Origin of the sequence: Clostridium sp. AM43-3BH (assembly GCF_003479985.1) — a bacterium.
Classification (GTDB): Bacteria; Bacillota; Clostridia; order Lachnospirales; family Lachnospiraceae; genus Otoolea; species Otoolea fessa.
Genome location: NZ_QUIH01000008.1, coordinates 147,929 through 171,543, shown reverse-complemented (window position 1 = coordinate 171,543; position 23,615 = coordinate 147,929). Strand labels below are relative to the sequence as shown.

Annotated in this window: 19 protein-coding genes; all 19 read right to left on the bottom strand. The window is 52.0% G+C overall.

Going from position 1 to position 23,615, the window contains the following annotated elements; translation table 11 throughout:
- Positions 1–93: 93 nt before the first annotated feature.
- The 19 genes from DW931_RS13535 to DW931_RS13445 all read right to left on the bottom strand — a co-directional run bounded on the left by DW931_RS13535 (position 94) and on the right by DW931_RS13445 (position 23,598).
- Positions 94–1,335, bottom strand: coding sequence for a TolC family protein (locus DW931_RS13535; RefSeq protein WP_181357260.1), 1,242 nt, complete (start codon positions 1,333–1,335; stop codon positions 94–96).
- 2 nt (positions 1,336–1,337) lie between these two features.
- Positions 1,338–1,934, bottom strand: a complete 597-nt coding sequence (locus DW931_RS13530) for a TetR/AcrR family transcriptional regulator (protein WP_207664453.1) — start codon at positions 1,932–1,934, stop codon at positions 1,338–1,340.
- 151 nt (positions 1,935–2,085) lie between these two features.
- Positions 2,086–5,136: an efflux RND transporter permease subunit gene (locus DW931_RS13525; RefSeq protein WP_107001739.1), complete on the bottom strand. Its 3,051-nt coding sequence runs from the start codon at positions 5,134–5,136 to the stop codon at positions 2,086–2,088.
- Positions 5,133–6,254, bottom strand: a complete 1,122-nt coding sequence (locus DW931_RS13520; protein WP_227589701.1) for an efflux RND transporter periplasmic adaptor subunit — start codon at positions 6,252–6,254, stop codon at positions 5,133–5,135. Before DW931_RS13520 ends, DW931_RS13525 begins: the two co-directional genes overlap by 4 nt.
- Before the next feature lie 360 nt (positions 6,255–6,614).
- Complete coding sequence (locus DW931_RS13515) at positions 6,615–7,166, bottom strand: TetR/AcrR family transcriptional regulator (protein ID WP_181357261.1); 552 nt, start codon at positions 7,164–7,166, stop codon at positions 6,615–6,617.
- 263 nt (positions 7,167–7,429) lie between these two features.
- Positions 7,430–9,109, bottom strand: coding sequence for a potassium/proton antiporter (locus DW931_RS13510; protein WP_107001741.1), 1,680 nt, complete (start codon positions 9,107–9,109; stop codon positions 7,430–7,432).
- Between the two features lie 101 nt (positions 9,110–9,210).
- On the bottom strand, positions 9,211–10,491 hold the full coding sequence (locus DW931_RS13505) for a DUF1576 domain-containing protein (RefSeq protein ID WP_022360008.1): 1,281 nt from the start codon (positions 10,489–10,491) through the stop codon (positions 9,211–9,213).
- 194 nt (positions 10,492–10,685) lie between these two features.
- On the bottom strand, positions 10,686–11,222 hold the full coding sequence (locus DW931_RS13500; protein WP_022360009.1) for a shikimate kinase: 537 nt from the start codon (positions 11,220–11,222) through the stop codon (positions 10,686–10,688).
- Positions 11,219–11,905 (bottom strand): flavin reductase family protein, encoded by a 687-nt coding sequence (locus tag DW931_RS13495; protein WP_333489860.1) that lies wholly within the window; start codon positions 11,903–11,905, stop codon positions 11,219–11,221. The genes DW931_RS13500 and DW931_RS13495 overlap by 4 nt, the downstream gene beginning before the upstream one ends.
- Positions 11,906–11,917: 12 nt before the next feature.
- Positions 11,918–12,193, bottom strand: a complete 276-nt coding sequence (locus tag DW931_RS13490) for a type II toxin-antitoxin system HicB family antitoxin (RefSeq protein WP_107001743.1) — start codon at positions 12,191–12,193, stop codon at positions 11,918–11,920.
- 94 nt (positions 12,194–12,287) lie between these two features.
- Positions 12,288–13,952 carry a putative manganese-dependent inorganic diphosphatase gene (locus DW931_RS13485; protein WP_118482330.1) on the bottom strand — a complete coding sequence of 555 codons (1,665 nt, stop codon included), beginning with the start codon at positions 13,950–13,952 and terminating at the stop codon, positions 12,288–12,290.
- A gap of 406 nt (positions 13,953–14,358) precedes the next feature.
- On the bottom strand, positions 14,359–15,303 hold the full coding sequence (locus DW931_RS13480) for an ROK family glucokinase (RefSeq protein ID WP_117796613.1): 945 nt from the start codon (positions 15,301–15,303) through the stop codon (positions 14,359–14,361).
- 229 nt (positions 15,304–15,532) lie between these two features.
- Positions 15,533–17,518 carry a transketolase gene (gene tkt, locus DW931_RS13475; RefSeq protein ID WP_022360014.1) on the bottom strand — a complete coding sequence of 662 codons (1,986 nt, stop codon included), beginning with the start codon at positions 17,516–17,518 and terminating at the stop codon, positions 15,533–15,535.
- Positions 17,519–17,564: 46 nt separating this feature from the next.
- Entirely contained in the window at positions 17,565–18,848 is a 1,284-nt protein-coding gene (locus DW931_RS13470) for a DUF5711 family protein (RefSeq protein ID WP_022360015.1), read from the bottom strand.
- 72 nt (positions 18,849–18,920) lie between these two features.
- Positions 18,921–20,231 (bottom strand): LysM peptidoglycan-binding domain-containing protein, encoded by a 1,311-nt coding sequence (locus DW931_RS13465; protein WP_118626995.1) that lies wholly within the window; start codon positions 20,229–20,231, stop codon positions 18,921–18,923.
- 191 nt (positions 20,232–20,422) lie between these two features.
- Positions 20,423–21,022, bottom strand: a complete 600-nt coding sequence (gene yyaC / locus DW931_RS13460) for a spore protease YyaC (RefSeq protein WP_107001747.1) — start codon at positions 21,020–21,022, stop codon at positions 20,423–20,425.
- Positions 21,023–21,237: 215 nt separating this feature from the next.
- Positions 21,238–22,332, bottom strand: a complete 1,095-nt coding sequence (locus tag DW931_RS13455) for a hypothetical protein (protein ID WP_117796611.1) — start codon at positions 22,330–22,332, stop codon at positions 21,238–21,240.
- A gap of 45 nt (positions 22,333–22,377) precedes the next feature.
- Entirely contained in the window at positions 22,378–22,644 is a 267-nt protein-coding gene (locus DW931_RS13450; RefSeq protein WP_107001749.1) for a hypothetical protein, read from the bottom strand.
- A gap of 150 nt (positions 22,645–22,794) precedes the next feature.
- Entirely contained in the window at positions 22,795–23,598 is an 804-nt protein-coding gene (locus DW931_RS13445; RefSeq protein ID WP_233430282.1) for a sugar phosphate isomerase/epimerase, read from the bottom strand.
- Between the last annotated feature and the right edge of the window lie 17 nt (positions 23,599–23,615).

The following is a 23,615-nucleotide window of genomic DNA, read 5'->3' as shown; positions in this document are numbered from 1 at the left end:
TTCTGTTCCCATTCACGTTACGGTTCACGCATACGTGTCCAGTAACGGAATTTGCCGTGGCTTCGCATTTAAATACGGCAAATTCCTGACGAACTACTTGCTTACAATCAGGCCTCTAACTGCCCACTCATAATTTTCCACCGCTTTGGTATATTCCAGCTCGGCGGTCTTATACGATGCCACGCTGCTGAGCCAGGAACACTCAAGCCCCAAATAATTGGCTCTTGAGAGCATTCCCAGTGCGTTCTGGCGCTTTGCCGCCTCGTAACTCTGCGCGGCCGCCTGATATCCGGCTGCTGCACTGTCATACGCCTGCTTCTTGGATACTACCGCCGCATAGAGGTTCTGGATTGTGATCGCCACCGAATCCTCGGTATAAGCAACGTTTCTTTTTTTGACCGTACGGTTGGAAGAACCCGTTGCCTTATTTGCACGTACCGACATCAGATCATAATTCGCACTGACTGCCGCCTGTGTATCGGTACCCAGATCCATTGCCGCGATCCGGGACGCATCCGGAACCGGCACATCCGCAAAGGTTACCGGCGCATCCGCGCCAAATCCAAGTAGCATTAAAATATTCTGTTTGAGCTGCAATGCCCCGTTTTCTGCCTGCTGGGCGCTGGAATTGGCCTGTTGCAGCGCCTTCTGCGCCGTCAGGACCTCCTGCGCGGAAGCACGGCCGAGCGCCTGCATCTTCTGTGCGGCATCGGCATTTACCTGGCACATTTCCACATTCTTTTTCGCTGTTTCCACCTGCGGGAGCAGTTCCTCATACTGGATGAGCAAGTTCTGCACCGCCTTGACTAACTTATTCTTTGTCTGACGCAGGGTCCGGGCATAGGTGCCGGAAAGCTCCTTGTTCGTAAGCTTTGCCCCCTGTTTGCGCAGCTCTCTCGCTGCCGCCTTGTAGCCCTCAAACAGCTCTCTCGTCTCCGCATCCATATCGTCGGACTTCAGGTCCATCGCATCTTCCATGAGGGCGCTCGCCTCTGCCGCCAGGGCAGTTCCCGCCGACTGGCTGGTCGTCTGGCTGTAGAGCTGGGAACGCAGGTTTAAGTACGTGCTGTTGTACCCCTCGATTCGCCATGCGATCTCGCCATATTCCAGCGTCCCATCCTCTAGCTGTTCTTTGGTGTACGGGGAAGTTTCCTCCTCCACCTCGGTATTGCCGCCCGTCAGCACCGGACCGGTCGCATCGTCGCCAACCAGCGCATCTGAGCCGATCCCCGGCGTTTTAGCCGCATATGCCGGCATCGTCATAGCCGTGCTGACTAACGCCGCCTGTAAAAGAATGGCAAACAGTTTTTTCCTGTTTTTCTTCATCTTACTCATCTTCATTTCCTTTCGGCGCTCTGCGCGCCCGCTCCCGATTCTATCCCAGCGCCCCGTTTCAGGATGCCGAGTGTCAGGGCAAACCGTTCCCGGATACGGTTTTCCGGAACTCCGTCGTGAAAGCTCTTGATCTCCATCGCGATCGCCATCATCGCCATGCGGAAAAAACTCATATATTCCTCCCAGCCCATCTTCCGCAAGGATTTTCCCACGCACGACTCATAGGCGGCACGTTCCAGCTTCCGTCCACGCACGGCGCGTGGACTGTCCGGATCGGAGCTGAATATATCAAAGATCAGCGCCTCGCGGCTGCTGCACTCCATGATGTTGCGGATGAAATCGGTGCGTCTCTCATCGCGGCACAGGGCAAGCGAACCGTTTAAAAACTGCCCTAACATCTCCCAGATGTCCCCCTGCGCCTCTTCAAGGCAGCGCACGCCGCACTCATAAAATTCATTGATAAAACTCTCACACAGATATCCTAAAACATCCCATTTACTGTCAAAATACGTATAAAAACTGCCCCGGGAGATCCCGGCATCTTCTATCATACGGTTGAGCGATGCTTTTTCTATCGTTGTCCGCGTATATTCAGCCATACACGCGTCCCGGATTTTCTTCTGTTTTTCCTCCGGCAATCGCTTAAATCGTTCCGACGGCATCTTCTTCTCCCCCTTTTTCTATCCGTACAGGCAGCTTCCCCGCCCCGGGTCCGCCGCCTGACAGATTCACTGCTTAACCTGCTTTTCCTTAGTCGCAGTCCAGCTTATCATACTCATCTTCTTTGCCTTTTCCCATGTTATAAACCACCCGGTAGAAGGACGGAAGCAGTACCAGCGTCAGGATCGTCGCCGCAACCAGACCGCCGACGTTTACAAGCGCTAAGCCCTGCATCATCTTGCCCGCCTTACCAAATGCCAGACAGTTCGGGATCATCGCAATGATGGTCGTCAGTGTCGTCATGCAGATTGGGCGTACACGGATCGCACCGGCTTCTACCAGCGCCTCGTCTAACGGCATCTCCATCCGCAGCTGGTTCACCGTATCCACGTATAAAATACCGTTGTTTACAACCGTACCGACCAGCATCAGGAAACCAAGCATGGAGTTCATACTGATCGGGCAGTCCGCCAGAAACAGGAATCCAAAGGAACCGATCAAACTGAACGGGATCGTTGCCATAACCATCAGGGAGAATTTCGGGGACTCAAACTGGATCGCCATGACAATGAAAATCAGAAAGATCGCTGTGACAAGCGCCATTCCCAACGCGGAAAGCTCCTCGCCCATCGACTCATCCAGGCTATTGGTCGCCATCTCAACGCCGTACGGGAATTCCCAGTTCTGCACGAAGCTCTTGACATCTTTTTCAGCCGTCTTCTTATAATCTGCCTGTGCCTGCATCGTGATCGATACCTGGTACTGTTTCTCTTTTCGTGAAATCTCCTGTGGGCTATCCTGGTAGTAGATCTCTGCCAGATCCTCCAGCGGAAGCGTATTACCCGTCGCCGTCGTGATCATCATGCCCTGCAGTTTCGCGATGGAATCGTAGCGATCCGGCGCAAATTCTACCTTCACGTCCTGATCATTGCCGTTGACGGAGATCGTCGCCGCTTTCACACCGCTTAAATTACTGTATACCATCGAACCGATGCTGGCCGGGGTCAGTCCCTCTGCCTCTGCCTTAACCGGATCCACATTTACCTTGATAACCGGCGCCGCATTCTCAACAGAAGAATGTACCTGCATAACATCCTCGCGCTTGCGAAGCTCAGTTACCAGATCATCCGCTGCCTTCTTTAGGGTGTCGTAATCGGTACTCTGCAGATCCACCTCAATTGAATCACCGCTGCTCATGCTGCTGCTCATACTGCTGCTGCCCTGTTCCAAGGTAATGGTCGCATCAACGTAGTTCTGTGTCGCATATCTCCACTTCTCGATAACCTCGTCCGTGGAAAGTTTTCTCTTATCTTTTAAGTAGGCATTCAGCGTCACATCACTTCCGGAAGTCATGCTGACACCACTGTTTCCATATGTCATCAGGTAATGATCCACATCCTCGTCTGTCTCTACCATATTTTCCAGATCGAGCACAGTGTCACGGATCGCCGATACCGAATAACCCGGTTTCGTCTTGATCGTCATCGTGACGATACCTTCATCGATCGAAGACATCAGCTCCAGGTTCAGTCTGGACGCCATGAGGATGGACAGGACAACCAGCACTGCAGTCGTTCCGAATACAAGCGCATAGCGCTTGATGACATGCGGCATATGCTTGCGATACCAGCCCTGGATGCCTTTGATTATACGTCCTGCCGGCGCATGATCCTTCTCAACCGGATGCCAGAACATATAGCAGAGCGGCACGATGATGACTGCTGAGAATAAGGAAGCCGTCATACAGAAAATGATCGTGTACCCGAGCTGTGTAAAGAGCTGTCCAGACATACCATTTAACATCAGAAGCGGAATAAATACAACACAGGTTGTCAGCGTACCGCCGGTGATCGAGCCGATCATCGTGCGCGTACCTTCCAGCGCCGCATCATAGAAATCCAGTTTTTCCTTTGCCCGGAAACATCCGTCGAGGACGTTGATCGAGTTATCAACCATCATACCTACACCGAGAACGAGCGACGTCAGGGAAATAATATTCATTGAGAATCCCATCGCCGCCATACAAATGATCGCCAATACAACGGAGATCGGAATGGACGTACCTACGATGACCGACGCACGCAAATCGCCATAGAATAAGAACAGAATGATCATGGACAGGATGATCGCCAGGATCAGGGTCTGGATTACGCTGCTTAAAGACTGTTTCAGCGTGTCACTGGCATCATCTACCACGGTGATTTTAAGACCCGGATACTGCTTTTCAATTTCCTGCACCTTCTTGGTTACCTGGTTGGAAACCTCGATCGCGGTGGAACTCTGCTGTTTTTTGATTCCCAGGGAGATAACATCTTCGCCATTGTAACGTCCGATCGAGCTTGCATCCTCCAGCGCCTCATAGACATTTGCGATATCAGAAAGATGGATCGTCTCACCGTTTGCCAGCGGAAGTACGACATTTTTCAGACTTTCCGTGCTCTTAAATTCGTTGCCGACACTGACGTCGAGATCCTGTTTTCCAACCCGGACATCGCCCGCCGGGATCGTGAAATCGGCGGCACCGACTAACTGTGCAACCGTATTCATATTCAGGTGGTACTGTGCCAGTTTTTCCGGAATCAGTTCCACGCGGGTGTAGCTATCCTGACCGCCGGCAATCGAAACCTCGCCGACCGAGCTTAATTTCTCAAACTCAGGAACAATTTTGTCATCTACATATGTATAAAGGTTCTGATCAGCGTCGCCGCTGACTGCCAGCGTAACCGTCGCCATCGAGTTGATATCCAGCTCCATGATATTCGGATCGTTGGCATCGTCCGGCAGATCGCTCTGAATGCCATCTATCGCCTTTTTCAGGTTAATGTATGCGGTATCCATGTTGGTACCGTACTCATACTGGACAATGACGATCGATACATTTTCACGGGAAATGGACTGTACCTTATCGACCGAGTCCAATGATGTGATCGCATCTTCTTCTTTCTTGGTAACCAGATCGGTTACGTCCTCCGGGCTGGCTCCCGGATACACCGTAGCGATGATTAACATCGGCATCTCCATCTCTGGCGTCAGTTCCAGCTTCATGCCCATGACGGACTGAAGGCCGAAGTACGCGATGGTAATCAGACAGAGAATGATGGTAACCGGACGCCGCAGTGCGAGTTTTGTCAGTCGAATCATTCTTTGTCACCTGCCTCTGTCGTCTCCGCTGCTGTCTCATTGTTTCCGTCTGTCTGCGCGCCATCGGTATCCTGTGCTAACAGGACTTCTCCCTGATCCACCAGCTCGTTGCTCCAGCTCACGATGACCTGGCTGTCACTCGTCAGACCCGATTTTACTTCCATATTTTCATCGTCATAGATACCTGCTTCGATCTCGGTCTTCTCCGCTTTTCCATCCTCATAGAGATATACAAACGGGGCACCGTTGTCATAGCTGACTGCATCGACCGGAACGGTCAGCACCTGGCTGACATGGTCCATGATAACCGTCATTTTTACGCGAGAACCATTCGTAAGACCTGCTGCATCCGGCACCATCGCACGCGCGTCATAAAGGCCGCTGCTCTCGTTGACCATAGATCCGATTTCGGTTACAGTACCGGTGTAATCCGCACCATTTTTCTCCAGCGTCACGCTGTCGCCCAACTCCATCGTCTGGTGGATCTTCTCGGTGATGCCGAATTTAACCTGTAACTGGCTGGCACCGGAGATCGTGCAGATCTCGCCTGCCGGAGATACATGATCATGCGGCTCGACGCTCCGGGACTCGATCACACCGTCGATCGGCGCCGTCACGGTCGTGTATTTCACCTGCAGATCGTACTGGTTCTTCGCAGATTCATAGGAAATCTTCGCATTCTGTGCGCTGTTTTGTGCCTGCTCCATCGCCTCCTGGGAGACAAAACCATCAGCAAAGAGCGCCTGGGTACGGCTTAAATTGCTGTCCGCATTCTTTAAGGCAACGGAAGCCGCATCCACCTGTAGCTTTAACGCTGTCAACGCGTCGGAATCGATCTTGCACAGCGCCTGCCCTGCCTGGACCGTATCACCCGCCTGGAAGTAAACCTCCAGCACCTCGCCGCTCATCTTCGGCATGACGCTCGCGCGGGACTGCGGCTCTACCAGTCCGGTCAGATCCGTGTACAAGCTGATGTCCTGACGAACCGGATTTTCTACTCTTACGGTTGGACGGGATTCATATTCCACCGCCGTATTCTTATGACCGCATCGGGACAAAACGACAGCGCCAACAACTACAATCGCAGCCAGCGCCAGAATCTTTCCTCTTTTTTTCATAATTTCCTCCATCTATGCTTGTTCTTGGTAAAAATTTTTCTCAGTCTATATTTTACTCATCTCGTATACACTTTGCCACTCCCAAGTTCGGACAGGTGTGTACACAAATTCGCCAAAATGTATCTATCCATGTTCATCTTTTTTTCATGGCACCCGAATTCTCCTGCCGCTGACCGTTTTTTCCGGGTACATGACAGCAAAAACGCAGAAAAAACCAACCAAATACCGCTGATTCCTCCTGCGTTTCCTTGTTCCATTTTCTAATTGATAATAATTCGTAACTGTTCAGTACCTTCACAGTCACGCGCAGACCTACTGAACAGTTACAATAATTCTCAAAACTGCCGGAAACCTGCTTTCCTAACGGACCTGCATAGGGTCACGCCCGGTGCATTTGCGGATCACGCTCATGAACGTGGCGACGCGCTCCTTCACATCCGCCTCATCCTTAAACGGCGCGTCAAACGCAACTCCCATAACCGAGAAAATGATGATCTGCACCGCCATCGCCGCCTCCGGCATCGTCAGGTTCTTAAACATACCAATCCGCTCCAGATGGTTATAAAAATACTGGTACACCTTTTCTCCCATCTGACGGCGCAGCGCCATGAACTGTACCGACTCGGACAATGCCCTGATATGCTTCTGATTTTCCATGATATACATATACAGCTGTGTCAGCGCCTTCTCCGGATCTGGCTGGCTCATCGTCTCTTCCATGACGCGCTTCATCTCGCGTTCCATCCGGTATTCCATCAAATCATATATATCTTTAAAGTAATAATAAAATGTTTTTCTTGTGATCCGGCTCCGCTCGACCAGCGCCGTGACCGTGATCTTCTCGACCGGTCTTTCCGACTCCAGCTCGATATAAGCCTCTACAATCCGTTCCTTCGTATTTCCCTGCTGCATACTCTTTTCCTCCGGCAAACCGTTGTTGTTTAAGTATAGTTTATAATTCAACAAACTGCAAGTATTGCCTGAAATTTCCATGTTCCTGCGATGAATCGTTACTGTTCACGCATGCGTGCCCAGTAACGGAATTTGCCGTGGCTTCGCATTCAAATACGGCAAATTCCTGCTGCCACCACGTTTTCTTACGGCACTTTCGGTTCCAAAAGTGCCTACCCGTGAACAGTAACGATGAATCCGCGTTACTGTTCACGCAAACGTGCTTACTTGTGAACAGCAGCCGATACGGCCGGTCCGATTTCGTGTTTCACACGCCCTTCCACCTGCGGCAGTTTCTGCGAGTATACAACCACCCGGTCGCCTTCCAGTATCTGCGTACCGCCGTCTGGAATGATGATCTGGCTGCCCCGCTTTATCATCACAATGATCGTATTCTTATAGAAGCGCGCCTCCGCGATCTTCTTACCACACCAGCGGTGATCTGGTGTCATCAAAATCTCTTTTAAAAGGATTCCCTGGCTGTCCGTAAAGCCCTCTGCACCCAAGACGACGGTATCCCCTTCCTGAATTACAGTCTGTCCTTTGGGCACAATCGTCTGCGCGCCGCGCCGGATCACTGTGATTAACATACCCGGAAGCATCTCGATCTCACAGATTTTACGGTTTTTCCACGGATGATTGTCCCCGATCGGAAGCTGCACGAACTGAATCTGCATATCGCCCGTATAGTCCGAGAACGTCCGCATGACATCGGTCGAGTTGTCGATCATGTCACATTTTTCTGCCACCTTCGGAAGCAGCGAACCCTGAAAAATGATGGAAAATAAAACAACGCAGAACACAATGTGGAATATATCATATTTCATATATCCCTCACTGAGCGTCGCCATGATCGCAAATACGATTGATGCCGCACCGCGCAGACCCGCCCAGGAAATAACCAGATACTGCCCGATCGGCGGTTTCGACGGCGCGAGCAGCAAGCCAACCGCCGCCGGACGCGCCACAAATGTTAAAAACAATGCGATTGCGATCGACGGAAGCACGATCGACGGCATCTGCGAAGGAAACGCCAGAAGTCCCAGTAAGAAAAACAGAAGCATCTGCATCATACCGGTAAACGCATCAAAGAAGCCAACCAGCGCTTTCTGGTTCTTCAGCTCCTGATTTCCGAGGATAATACCGGTCAAATACACACTTAAGTAGCCATTTCCGCCAATCTGGGATGCAAGCGCGTAGGAAATGATTGCCGCCGCAAAGACAAAGATCGTGTCAAATCCCTCGCCATAAAAGGCATACCGCTTTAAAAGCCATGTCACCAGAAACGCGATCGCCGCGCCGGTCAAAAGCCCGAATGCGAGCTGGCGGATCAAAAGCAGAACCGCCGAACCGCCGCTCACACTCCCCGTCATCGCAGACAGCAGAATCACCGTCATCATGTACGCAAACGGGTCGTTGCTTCCGCTCTCTAACTCCAGCATGGATGCCGTGCCGTATTTGAGGTTCAGCTTGCGCGAACGCAGGATCGAGAACACGGATGCCGCATCGGTCGATCCAAGAACTGCGCCGAGAAGCATTCCTTCCATCAGTGCCATCTTAAGCACCAGATGACAGAACAGGCCGGTCAAAAGCGCCGTCAGCACTACACCCACCGAGGATAACAAAATCGACCGCCCCGCGACCGGCTTCGCCTCACTCCAGCGCGTGCCGAACCCGCCGTAAAACATGATAAAAATCAGTGCCACCGAGCAGACCTGTTCCGCCAGTGCAAAATTGCCGAATGGAATCTTAAAAATACCGTCCGATCCAAACAGCATTCCCAGCATAATAAAAATAAACAACGTCGGCACCCCCAGCCGCCCCGAAAGACGGCTTCCCGCGATGCAGACAAGGATAATAATCGCTACGACCAGAAGCGCAAATGAAGTTGAAATATGTATCATTCCTTTCTATGTTTAGTAGGTATCATAAATGTGGTGTTTTTATAATGATACAATATCTCTATGCCTCTTTCGTGTTAAGATTCCATTAAAAAGAGGAAATCTTACAGCGACAGATCTCCCTTCGCCCGCGCCCTCCGGTCGCGGATCGACTGGATCACCGGCACCAGGAACATTGCGACGATACCGCCCGCAAATCCATTGTTATAGAGGTTCATGCCCCCATACACGATCCCGACATTGAGCGCCACCGACGCGTGCAGAAAACCGGCTAACACGCCGCATAAAATTCCAAACTCTCCGGCGATCGGCGCCAGCGTCGTGGAAAAGAGCAGCGCCAGAAGTGCCGACGGATTCGTGATATCCCACGCCCGGACGGTACTCGCAATGCAGACGCCCGCCATGATCGGGAAAATATTCCGCAAATGTTTTCCAGTCGCACTGAATCCAACGATGGTAAAGATTCCGCCGATCGTCGGTCCATTTAGGTTTCCACCGACTGCCAGCACAAAGAAGGTCGCAAACAGACCATTGAGTCCCATGTTGAGAAGCGTCACCGCACCGCCCAATTCCAGCAGGTAATCGGTACCGCCGATTCCCGTTGTCCCAAGGAGTTTTTCATACCCTAAAAGCGTATCTTTTCCGCGCCACAGCACTGCCACCACCGACATGCCTGCAAACAGGACAAATAGCAGCCCTAAAAGCATCGCATCATTGCCGGAGGACCAGATAAGACGCGCCTCCGTCTCAATTCCAAAGGACTTAAACGTGGAGACCAGGACCGTCGCAATGATGCCAGAGGCAAATCCCACATTATAAAGGGAATATCCCTTATGGGCATAGTGGGAATGCGTCGCGAGCGGTGGAAGCACGAATCCGATACAGATTCCCACCAGAATCGTCACACAGAAGCGCTGCCAGATCGGCAGCTCCACCACGTGCATCAGCTGTGTGATGATCGGAGACAGGCTCGTTCCGTAGATGCCGACATAAATATAGTTGGATAAGTGCATTTTATGATATTTTGCATAGAGAAATACACCCAGAAAAATCGCCCAGATATTCATCAGATTTTTTCCGAACAAAGAGAATCCAAACATCAGACAGCAGGACGTGATCGTATGCCCGTCCATCTCCATCCCAAGACTATAGACAAAGTAGATGCTGATAAGCGCCATCATCCCGGCATTGACAAACGCGGCTCCCATGCCGCCGACCGCAATATAATCGGTGATCAGGAAATCCGGCTCCCATATGATTTCATAGATACCAGTCACAATGGAATCAAACGGCTGTATAATCAGCCCCACTGAAATGAAATAGATCGGAATCAGTGCCAGAAGAAAGAATTTCATCTCTCTGGACAGAGATTTCACTGTAGTCATATACGCACACCTTTCAAAAAAGGGATGCAAAAAAGATTCCGCATCTTTGCACCCCGACTGTTAACATTCTATAAAAATGGTTACTATTCTATTGTATTGGATTTTCAACTGTTTTGCAACTGATTTTTTTCTCACTGTAACCCGTTATGAAAACCACCGACAGAACCGGCTGCCCCCATTCTCATGTGAAATTGTTACTCTTCCTCCGGCGCACTTCCCAGCACATAACCGCGCTCTTCCAATATTTCGCGCAGCTCATCAACCACCGCCCCCAGCTCTTTACCTTCCTCGTCGATCGTGATGTCCGCGTATTTCTCAAAATACGAGATCCTCTCATGGTAGAGATCCAGAAGTGTCATGCCGTCTTTCAGCGCCACGCCGCGGTCCTTGACATCGCCGACGCGTTTTACCAGCTCGTCATAAGTAATTTTCAGATAGACAACCAGTCCGATGGATTTTAAATGTTCCATCGCTTCCTTTCCGTAGATCACGCTGCCACCCGGTGCGATGACCGCCTGCTCGGCTTCCACCCCCGCGTTGACGCGGTTCTCCACATCGAGAAATCCGTCCAGTCCCTGTTCTTCGATGATCTCGCGCAGACGCTTACCTTCCTGTTCCTGAATCAGCAAATCCACATCTATAAAGGAATAGCCCAGTCTCTTTGCTAAAAGCACTCCGACCGTGCTTTTTCCTGCGGACGGCATACCAATCAGGGTTACATTATTTTTCATCTTTGGCACCTCTTCTTTTTCTTTACACTCCATCCAAATGTTCCAAGAAGCTCTGAAAGCCCATAATAGCCGCCATGCGAATACACAATCGGTTCCGCCTTTGCAAGCTCCAAGCTGCCGCGCTCGTTAAGCCACTGCTCGTCCACACTGACACCCGTTACCTCTGCCAGAAACATATGATGTGACCCCAGTTCCTTGACTTCGGTCACCCGGCACTCGATCGCGACCGGGCTTTCGGCGATCACCGGCGCTTTCACCGTCTGCGCCGGAACCGGTGTGAGCCCTGTCTCCTTCCATTTATCCACATTCCTGCCGGAGCGGACGCCGCAGTAATCGGTCGCATACGCCATCGACTCCGTCGCCAGGTTGATGACAAACTCACCGCTCTCCCGCAGCATATGGTAAGAATAGCGCTCCGGGCGCACCGAAATGTACGCCATCGGCGGGTTCGTACAGATCGTGCCCGTCCAGGCAATCGTGATGATGTTGCTGTTTCCTTCGCAGTCCGCCACTGTGACCAGCACCGCCGGAACCGGATAAATCATATTGCCCGGCTTCCACTGGGCGCGCGGTCCCGGAGTGTTCCGGGTCTCCATCCGTTTTTTCAACTGTCCTTCCGGGTTCTGCCTTGCTCCTCCCCGGCGACGCTCTTCTGGCTTTCCAGCCGCTCTCTTCTGTGCCATCCCTATATCCTCTTAATCGTTGTCCGGGAGAAGTTTGATCCGGACCATGATCTGTTTCACCATGCTTCCTTCCGGCAGGCTCATATCATCGATATGCGTCTGTGCCGGCAGATCGCCCTCTTCCTCCAGCTCCAGGCTGATCCAGTTGTACGCTGCCTCCCGCGCATTTTCCACCGCATCCTCCAGATCCGGACCTTCCGCCTCGCAGCACTCCAAATCCGGGAAATATGCATCATACCCTTTTCCATCTTTCTTAGGCGTAAAAACCGCCGGATATACAAATGTCATGGTATCCTTCCTTTCCGTCCGACCTTCCTGCCCTGCACGAACTATCACTGGATTTTCCGTATGAAACAATCCCGTCCGCGCACTGTCACCTGATTTACTGCTCCAGTGTCACTGTCAGTGCCGGAATCAGCTGTTTCTTTCTGGAAACAACGCCCGGCAGTGTTGCCGTCTGCTTCAGCTCTTCATTTGCATCACCTACGTGGAACGCATCTGCCACAACCTGTGCCGCCCCCTGTCCAACACAGAGAAGTTCGGTCGTCTCCGTCAGGATATTCGTCAGCATGAAGAAGATCATATCCAGACCTTCGTCCTCACGCGCCTTCTCCATAAACGGCAGCATACGGTTCTTCAGCTTTCCAAGTTCCTCTGCATTCAGGGAGTTGATCTGACCGACGCCGAAGTTTGTCTTTCCAGCTGAGAATTTCTTGAAATCCAGATACAGAATCTCTGCATCGCTCTTGCCCTTTAACTCGCTGCCTGCCTCAAACATCTGGTTTGCGAACTCATCCAGCTTGATGCCTGCCATCTCAGCCAGAGAAACCGCTGCCGCCCGATCCATCGGTGTGCAGGTCGGAGAACGGAACAGAAGCGTATCGGAGATGATCGCACTGCAGAGCAGACCTGCGATGGTCTTGTCGATCTCCAGCCCCTGTTCGCGGTACATCTGGAAGATGATCGTTGCCGTACAGCCGAGCGGCTGGTTACGGAAGAAGACCGGTCCGACTGTTTCCACAGTCCCCAGACGATGGTGGTCAATCAGTTCCAGGATATTGGCATTCTCGATGCCGTCTACCGCCTGGCCGCGCTCATTGTGATCGACCAGAATCACGTTCTTGCCGCGCGCACCCAGTAAGTTACGGCGGGAAATCAGGCCTTTGTATTTGCCTTCTTTATCGAGTACCGGGAAATGACGGAAACGCTTGCTTGCCATCACATCCTTAATATCATCGATGAAATCATCTGTATCGAAGGTGATCAGCTTCTCAGTCTTCATGAAATAGCTGATCGGCATACTCTGGTTAATGAGACGGGCTGCCGTGTAGGTATCATACGGAGTTGTGATGACGGTACAGCCGCGCTCCTGTGCCAGTTTTTTGATCGTCATGGAAACGCCAGCGCCCTCACACACGATGATACAGCTTGCACCCATCTCGATCGCGCACAGCTGCGACTCATAGCGGTTGCCGAGGATAACCAGGTCGTTCTCTTCAATATAATATTCCATCATATCCGGATTAGCTGCCGCAATCAGGACTTTTCCTTTATCAAAATACGCTTTCTCATCGCCAACAAAAATCGCGCCCTCCAGGGTCTCGATGATATTTGCATACTGGGTGCATGCCTTGGAAAGAATGCTGCTGTCGTATACATTCATATAAGAACGGGTGATATCGCCGACTGTGATCAGACCTTCCAGTATATTCTTATCGGTAACAGCCGGAAGTGTTACCAGACCGTCCTCCTGCATCAGGTTCCATGCTTTTCTCAGGGAAATATTCTTGGAAACACCTGGAGTCTCGCGGATCTCAATATCCTTGACCTGCGTTTTGACGGATTTAATCAGTTTCGGCACATCTACCTTAAAGTAATCCAGTACGAAGGTTGTCTCCGGGTTCAGTTCTCCGGCACGGCACGGTACATATTCGCCGCCCGTCTGAAGTGTTTTGAAATTCGCATAGCCGATTGCAGAACAAATCGAATCCGTATCCGGGTTTTTATGTCCAATTACAATCGTTTTCTTTGCTTTTTCTGCTGCCATTTTTTCCTCCTGATTCGCACCGTGCGCTGCAAATTCTGCCATTTTTCTTTCTATCCTCTGTTTTGATAGAGAAACCTCTGATTCATGAAACTTTTTTGTACAAAATCGCCAATTTTCATAATCTGTTTACACGGTGTTCATATTTTATTCATATCTTATTTTTATACTAAAAGCATAAAAGATTTCACTTTTCAAATTTGTTTTATAGTGATTTTGCACATAGATTTTTCATAATTGCCCCGGATGCTTGACCGCTCCGGGGTCTCCTCTTGTCTACAGCATTTTTCGTCATATCTGAACGTTTTTCTATCCCTATTTCCTTCAAACGTCCAGCCCCTTTACCCTGCACTCTGTCACTCAAAACAAGGCGTCTAATCGTAACTGTTCAGCACCTTCACAGTTACGCCTAATCTAAGATCAGTCTCGCCGCCCCATAGATACCTGCATCATTTCCCAATGTTGCCAGGCGAACCTCGCCCTTATTCTCAGAGATCGGGGTCAATTCGCGGTAATAGCGGTCAATCCAATCCGTTAAAAAAGTCCCCGCCTTGGATACGCCGCCTCCGATGACGAAAATCTCCGGATCCACGGTCATCGAAATGGTCGCCAGCGCCCATCCGAGATAATAGCACACGGTGTCCATAACCTCCAGCGCCAGTGCATCCCCGGCTTTTGCCGCATCCAGCACATTTTTTGCGGTGATCGCATCACCGTAGGCACGCATCACCGATGCATCCGGCTTTGCCGCCATCTTCCGTCTCGCCTCCCTGGCGATACCGGTCGCGGACGCTACCTGTTCCAGACAGCCGTGTCCGCCGCAGTTGCAGGTTTCTTTCTCGCCCTCGCGGATATGGATATGACCGATCTCGCCGCCCAGTCCGTGGCGTCCTGCAACGATCTTCTGATCGTGTACCACGCCGCCGCCGACACCGGTTCCCAGCGTCACCATCACGATATCATGGCAGCCCTTGCCGCCGCCCTGCCACATCTCGCCGAGCGCCGCCACATTAGCATCATTACCGGAGCGGACCGGCATTCCATCTAATAACTCACTCAAAATCTTCTGCGGGTTCAGATCGCGCCATCCTAAGTTGACGCAGACCTCCACATAGCCGTCCGGCTGCACCGGCCCCGGAAATCCCATGCCTGCGCCGATCACGGCATCCATCGGGATTCCCCGCTCGTTCAATTTCTTCCTGATCGAAGCGGCTACATCCGGAAGAATGTACGCCCCATTCTCTTCCTTGCGGCTCGGAACCTCCCACTTATAAACAAGCGTTCCGTCCGTCTCAAAAATACCAATCTTAACCGTCGTTCCGCCGACGTCTATCCCAATACATTTTTTTTCCATGTCTGGATCCCTTCCCTTACGGCTGCACTGGCAGCCTTTCTTCTATGCCCTCATCTTTTTTCTGCGCTGGCTCTTATTATACGCAATGCATCCCCGTTTTGCAAGGTTTGGAAAGCAAAATACACCTGCCTGCCGGAGAAAGGCGCATTTCTGCTTAAGCAGTACCGCATTCTTTTCTGCCGACAGACAGGTGCCTGTCTTTTATCTTATTTTTCTTTCAAAATCAGCATTATTTCAGGCTCTTAGCCACCTCTACCACATGCTCAACGGTAAAGCCGAACTTCTTGAACAGAAGCCCTGCCGGTGCGCTGGCGCCGAAACTTTCCATCGCGATGATCTTGCCGTCTAAACCGGTGTACTTGTCCCAGCCGAAGCTTCCAAGCGCCTCTACTGCTACACGGCGGCGTACTTCTCTCGGAAGTACGGACTCCTTGTACTCCTCGCTCTGCTCCTCGAACAGATCCATACACGGCATGGAGACAACGCGGACTTTCTGACCTTCTGCTGCCAGAGTCTCTTTTGCATGAACCGCCAGAGCCACCTCGGAACCGCTGGCAATCAGAATTAACTCCGGTGTGCCCTCGCAGTCGTCGATGATGTAGCCGCCCTTTAATGCCTCACGGCTGCTGCCTGCCATCGGCTCCAGATTCTGTCTGGTCAGCACCAGTGCGGTCGGTGTGTGCTCGGAAGTAACAGCACTGTACCAAGCTGCCTCTGTCTCGGTCGCATCACACGGGCGGAATACATGGAAGTTCGGCATCGCACGCAGCGCTGCCATCTGCTCGATCGGCTCATGGGTCGGTCCATCCTCGCCAACGCCGATGCTGTCATGCGTAAATACATAGGTCAGCGGCACGCCCATCAGTGCAGACAGTCTTGCCATCGGTTTGCAGTAATCACTGAATACAAAGAAGGTCGATACATACGCACGCAGACCGCCGTGCAGCATGATGCCATTTCCGATCGCTGCCATCGCAAGTTCGCGGACACCGAAGTGCAGGTTACGTCCAGCTCTGTCCTCCTTGGAGAAGTCGCCCGCATCCTTCATGTTGGTCTTGTTGGACGGTGCCAGGTCAGCAGAACCGCCAAACAGGTTCGGCAGAACATCCTTGATGTAGTTGATCAGGCGTCCGGAGATCGCACGGCTTGCTTCCGGTTTCTCCTGTTTTGCCCAGAATCCGGCGTCATCTTTCAGCGCCTCGCCCGCCTTTGCATTGTGATACTGGTTCCAGAGCGCTTCCATCTCCGGATATTCCTCGCAGTAAGCGGCAAACATCACGTTCCATGCAGCTTCTACCTCTGCCTTCTGCTCTGCGATCTCGGAGTAGTTTTTGTATACCTCTTCCGGTACGAAGAACGGCTCTTCGCTCGGCCAGTTTAAGTTCTTTCTGAGTGCTTCCACATTCTCCACGCCCAGCGGCTCGCCGTGTGCGCTCGCCTTGCCCTGTTTTGCCGGGCAGCCGAAGCCGATCTGCGTCTTGATGGTGATAAAGGACGGATGCTCGGTATCTGCCTTTGCAGCCTCGATCGCCTTGCCGATCGCGTCGATATCATTGCCGTCTTCTACCGTGATCGTCTGGAAACCAAATGCCTGCATACGCTCCTGTACATTCTCACGGAATGCGATGTCGGTGCTTCCCTCGATGGAGATGCGGTTGGAATCATAGAGAACAATCAGCTTGGAAAGTCCCAGGGTACCTGCCAGAGAGAATGCCTCAGAGGAAATGCCTTCCATCATACATCCGTCGCCGCCCAATACATAGGTGTAATGGTCAACTACCGGATAATTTTCTTTGTTGAATACGCTTTCCAGATGTGCCTCAGCCATCGCCATGCCGACTGCCATACCCATACCTGCGCCCAGCGGACCGGTCGTCGCCTCAACGCCAACGGTATGACCATATTCCGGATGTCCCGGAGTCTTGGAATCTAACTGGCGGAAGTTCATCAGATCTTCTTTGGAAAGATTTCCGTAGCCAAACAGGTGCAGCAGAGAGTACAGCAGCATGGAACCATGACCGCCGGATAAGATGAAACGGTCTCTGTTCTCCCACTTCGGGTTAGCTGGGTTATGGTTCATATGATGTGCCCACAGTTCATAAGCCGCTGCTGCACATCCCAGCGGAAGTCCCGGATGACCGGAATTTGCCTTCTGGATTGCGTCTGCGGATAAAATCCGGATCGCGTTTACGGATAATGTGTCAATCTGATTCATAAGTAACCTCCTGCTATGTATCTTAATTTTAAAAACTAAACGTGTGTTATTTGAGGCGGATCTCGCGCATCCGGTCGCCGCCGCTGATAATCAGTGAATTGAACGCGCGACCGCGTGTTACCTGCGCCACAGAGAAATCAAACTCCCCGGCAAACCGCTCCTTGCCGGACAGACTGTAGACCCGACAGGAATTTTCGTTATTTAGGATGACGAAATCGCCCTGTATATTTATGTTACGCCACGAATACGAGAAATCTGCCGTACCCATAGCGGTTCCATCGGATTTAAACATGCTCAAACGGCTCTCACTTCCGCCCTCGGTGTTGTCCGAGATGACCGCCACATAGTCCTTCGACCATGCCACGCCGCGGACTTCCCCGTCGATCTCCGCCTGGCGCACCAGCGCCGGGCTTGTTACATTTTCCAAAGAGAAAAATGCCACCTGATCATCCGCAAATGCACACGCGTGATCCTCGTCGAGGAACCGGACGCGCGGACAGATGCTGTCTCCCAGCTCATCAAAACCTCCGACCAGACGGTCTGGATAATTCTTTCCATATTCGGAGAAATTGTAAAATACAATCCGGTTTTTGAGTGCCCCGTCCTGCAGATACAGGTCGGAAAGCATGACCTGCGTACCATCCGGCGATAAGGAAACATCCATCAGGTAACCATTTCCCGACATAACCGTCTTGATCGCCCAGTCAAGCTCGCTGCCGTCTTTCTTGAAAAAGGTCACATACGAAGCATTGCTGTCCTCCACCAGCGCCGCCACGATGCCGTATGCCGATACGCTGACGCGCAGGATCGGCAAAAGCGTCGTCGCCTGTCCCTGGCTTCCGGTCTTGTCCACAATATAAATATCATTGCCCTGCTGGTCCCCGATCACGGCATAATCGCCGTTGACATAGCAGATCGGTGATTTCAGCTCATAACTCATCGACCAGACCGCCTTGCCGGACTTGTCCAGATAGGAAGCTCCGTCCTTCGTGTATTTCAGGACATTTTCCCCAAACGGGACAAATTCCGTCGTGCTGCTCTCACTCGCCGCAATCTCTTTTTCCCACGCCACCGTATAGTCCGTGTAGGCATGGTTATCTTTATAATACATAAAACCAGCCGCCAAAAGCGCCGCGATTAACACCGCCGTCAGCACCCTGCGGAGACGTTTCCGTCTGGAATGGCGCTCGGCTTTCTCCGCCACCTCTTCCTCATTTTCCCCGTGGCTTATGCCCCGGCGGGGAAACATGTCCTGCGTGGCGGTGTCGATCACACGCCCTCTCAGCTGCTTTTTCTTCTGTTCCCGTTCAATCGGGTTCATCTCACTCATTTTTTTATCTCCTGTAGCTGGACTGCCATCTTGATTATACACTATTTTAGATGGTTTGGCATTATCTTTTTGCTATTCTCCGGACACATCCGGCAGCACCAGCGTCTGCCCTGCGATAATGCGGTTTTCATCGGTCAGATGGTTGACCGCAAGGATATCGTCCAGATGACGGATATTGCCATAAAGCTTAAAACAGATCCCATAGAGCGTCTCCCCGTCCCCGACCGTGTACGTGCCGCCGGGCTTCAAGTTTGTGACCGGATAGTCCTGTCCCGCCGTCGAATTGCCGCCCGGATTCGGCAGGTCGCGCTGTGCCTCCGGCTCCGGCAAAATGTACGGGGCTTTCGTCTCCGCCATTTTTCCGTCCTCTTCGCTCTGCCCGCCGGAAGCCTGTCCATTCTGTCTGCCTGCTATGGCAGTGCCCTCTGTGTCTCCATCCGCCGCGCTCTCAAGTGTCCATTTATGCGCCTGTCCTCCGTTCTCCGCTGTTGTTCCGTCTGCATCCACATCCGCGCCGGCCTCGCCGCTCTCAAGCGGCGTCACACTGCCACGGAGCTGTTCCACCGTGACCGCCTCTTTCCCGTCCGCAGTGCCCCGCACACCATCCGGAAGGACGGATACCAGCACACTCTCCATCTCGCGCATTTTCTGGTAATTGCCGAAAAGCACCACGCCGCCGGCAAGCACCGCGACCGAAAGCACGCCGCACAGCGTCCCCAGCGCCCGGATCGTCCCGTAACGCGACGCCGCCTCCTGCTGCCGCTCTTCCATCCGGTTACGGAAATCGCGGATCACCCGATCGCCGGTGCCTGTCTCCACCCGGCGGGCGTCCTTCCGCAGAATCATATAGTCCTGCATCATCTGGTTTTTCTCGTAGTATATATGATATCCTTTCAAACGGTAAAACCCGTCCTCCGACATCACATAGTATGCCGCCTCACCGTCCACGCCGCTGTTTATGTACATAAGCTGGTTTTTCCCACCGAAATACTGCTTGTGCAGCCGCCAGTAGGTCAGGGGACTTAACATACACCCCGGCGCGCCGCAGATAAACCACCCCTGCACGGTCTTTTTCGGAAATGTCTCCTCCATCCGCTGGTATGCCTTTTTCCATGCCGCCTCCGAAAAGACAATCTTCTCCCCGGACGGCACAACCTCCTCCATCTCCAGCGCCCCGTCCACAAAGAGGCACGGAACCTCCTGCTGTGGATCCGAATTTCCGAGCAGCAGCCCGACCCGGAGTCCCGGTCCGCCGGATGGATATACCTGTTTCAAATACGTGTTTACATAATCCTCCACATACAACCGGACCACCTCATCCCGCTCGCCGATCTGCCGGATATTTTTCGGCAGTTCTGCGCGGGAACCAGAATATTCTCCCATATGTTCACCCCGCTATGATAGATTCTCCTGAAACCGGGTCTGTACTTGCTTCCATGATTTGATTGCTGCACCGTGCAGCATTTTCAGTGCTGAAAATACCTGCTCAAATACAGTAACATGATTTTCCGTAATTTCAGGAGTATGATGAATTTCTTTCCGCCTATCATAACGCCGATTGCATGCAAAATTTGTCAAACGGAGGCAGCATCCAGGCAAAAATTTTCGACAAGCCCGATCCCCGCGCTGATGCAGTCTGCCAGCTGCATGACGAGTGCCAGGCGGATACTCTGCAGCATCATCGGATCGTAATGGCTGCAGCCCGCCACGATCCCGGTGATAAAGAGATCTCCGACCGCGTGAAGCTCCTTGCAGACGCCAAGCCCCGGCTTTAAAGCCCCACGCCCCAGCGTGACATAGCCGACGTGGCTTTCATCGCCAACCGAGGCATCGACCGCCACCACCAGCGCATCCGGGTACCCATTTTTTAAAACCTGCACGTAATGTTCCAGGTTCATCGCGTGCACGGGGCGATCAAGTGTTCCGAATACCAGCGTACCGCGCCGCCGTTCCTGTTTGAGTTTATATCCGATCAACGGTCCCAGACTGTCTCCGGTCGAGCGATCCGTGCCGATGCAGAGGAAAACCAGTTTCTTTTTATGCCTTCGGGTCATTTCTTCCTGAATCAGCCCACTTAACTGCCCTGCCAGCTCTCCCACCGCGTCCCGGCGGGCTGAATTGTAGTAATATATCTCCGGACTGCCACCGAACCGGCTGCGTCCCCGTCTGTTCATCTCCCACACCGTCCTGTTTTCTCCCTGCCTGTTGGACAGGGGTTGTTTTACCTTTATTATAGGCGGGGTGGCAGGAAATTATGCGAAAATTGAAGGATATATACACGGACGAAAAAAGATGTGACAGAAGGCAGCTTTACAGCGCCCGGTGTCACATCTTTTTTCTGGTTGTTCCTATATCTAATTATTTATTTTTATGAAATAATTTCCACAGTTTACTTTCCGCCGCGTTCGCGGTACTCTGCGATGACCTCGCTTAAATTAACGGCTGTGCTGTTATCCAGAATATGTTTCAGCGCGTCCAACTTTTCTGGATTCAGAAATTCCTTGCCTAAGTAGCACTCGTAGGTATCTGTGATAAAGATTCTCTTTTCCTTGATTACCGTCTCGGTATAATGCAGGCGGCTCTCGACCTCCTGATGGCCTTCTTTGAGTTGTTCGAGCTTTGCACGGCTGTTGCTGGTGATCTCATCGGTCAGGATGGTTTTTGTCACATTTTCGAAGGTGTTTAATGCGTCCTTTTTCTTCTTCGCCGTCTCCTCCAGATCCTGCTCCATCTGGGAGATCTCATCGTCGTATTTTTCCAGATCGTAGAGCGCTTCACTGCGATCCCGGCGGATCGAGGAGGTGATCACCGCGATCTTGCGGTTGTTCGCCGCGATCAGACTGCGGATCGAACGTCCTTCCTGCAGCGCCGCCAGATGGCGATCCTTCGTCCAGTTTCCAATCAGGATATACAGTCCGCCAAAAACAACCACATCCACGCCGTAGATCATCGCCAGGTATAAAGTCTTCTGTTCTGGAAGCAGCTTGTAGATGCCGCACGGGATCAACAGGAAACAGATCGCAAAGGTAATCAACACCGTCAGAAATTCTTTGAATCCCCTCGGGAAATACAGCGCATAGTACAGTGGGCTTTTGCAGACAAATGGAACACGATCCGACTGGAACAGCGTCCGCATCCGCACGGCAAGCTCTCGGTTGTGCGCGTGAAGCTCCTGCGTTTCTTCCTTAATCCGCTCCTTGATGCCCTGGTTTTTCGCCTTTTCGCGGCGTGTCCGCGTGCGTTTCAGCTTATCCTGCAGCTTCCCAAGCTCATCGTCATAGCTTTTTTCAATCTCATCCCGGCGCTTTTTCACGGTCGAATTCACGGCATCCGCCACCGCTTTCCGCTCCGTCTCCAGCACGCGCAGACGCTTTTTCTCTTCCTGAGCAAGCGTCTCCTCCTGTTTTTCAAACTCCGCCAGCTCCACCACTGCCTGTCTGGCGTCTTCCAGAAATGTTTTCACATCCGTTATCGCCTGTGCCATCTCGCCCCTCCCGGTCTTTGTCTTTTTGTAACGGCTGCCTGCCCTTTATTCTTCCAGCACCTGTATCTCCAGATAATCGAAATCGATGCTCTCGATAAAGTTGTCCTGGGTAAAACGCGCCTTATCGTGGCGTTTGAACTCCTCGATCGTCTTATCCAGCCAGACCGGATGCCCCAGATCAAAGGCATAGCAAATCTGGTCGATCGCGTCAAACACCATCGCCGTTCTCGACATTGTATAATCACCGTTGCTGATCACAATATCCCTAAGCATCCGGTTTTCCTTCATCATTTTTCCCCAAAGACGAAACATCCTGCCGTTCCTTTCCCGCTGTCAAATTTCATTTTTACCGTGTCCGGATGTTCTCTCCGGACATCTTTTCTCACAATCTTATGTCCAGTATATCAGCTTTTTTAAGAGTTGACAAGGCGGGGCTTTTCGGCAAAATTCACTGCCACTGTGTCATCGTGCAGCACTTCCCATTTTCAAAAGAAACTGCAGATCGTCCTCAATCCCCCGCACATTTCCAGAAACATCCATCGCATACTCCATGACCCACTCGGCATCCGGCGTCGCCTGCTTTGCCAGTTTTAAGAAGCCGTCAAAATCAAGTGTTCCCTCATGAATCCTCTGATGGCTGTCGTGGACACCGTCGTTGTTGTGGAGATGGTACGCCACAATCTGGTCCGCCAGCGCGTTTACGACCCGCTTAAGCGACCAGCCGTTCGCCCAGGCGTGCCCGATGTCGATAAGCACTGCATACTGTTCCCGGCGGCACAGATCGATAAATTCCTGCTCATCGAAGAGACGGTTTCCGCGCTCCAGAACTCCGGCATTCTCCACGACCACCTGGGTTCCCGCCTCCTCACACAGCTGTTTCACGGTGTAATAATTTTCACAGGAAACGCGGACGCGGTCTTCCTTCTCGCCCGGTATGATGCGGCAGTTGTTGTGATGATAAACGAGATATTTGCTTGAAAGCTCTTTCGCATACGAAAGCGTCTTTTCAAGCAGCTCCATCGTGCGCGCATACTCTACAGTCCCCTCCGCTGCCGAATGCTCTGCCTGATAATATGGACCATGGAAACTGACCGGGACTTCCTTTAAGAGCGGCATGGCGTCCCGCAGGTTCTTCTCAAAGCATTCCTCATGAAACATCGGGAACACCTCGACTCCCACCTGTCCCGGAAACCGTTTGAGGTACGGAAGAACCTGACCGAACTCGCTGCCTTTATACATATTAGTACTGATAAGAATTTTTCTCATGATTGCATGTCTCCTCT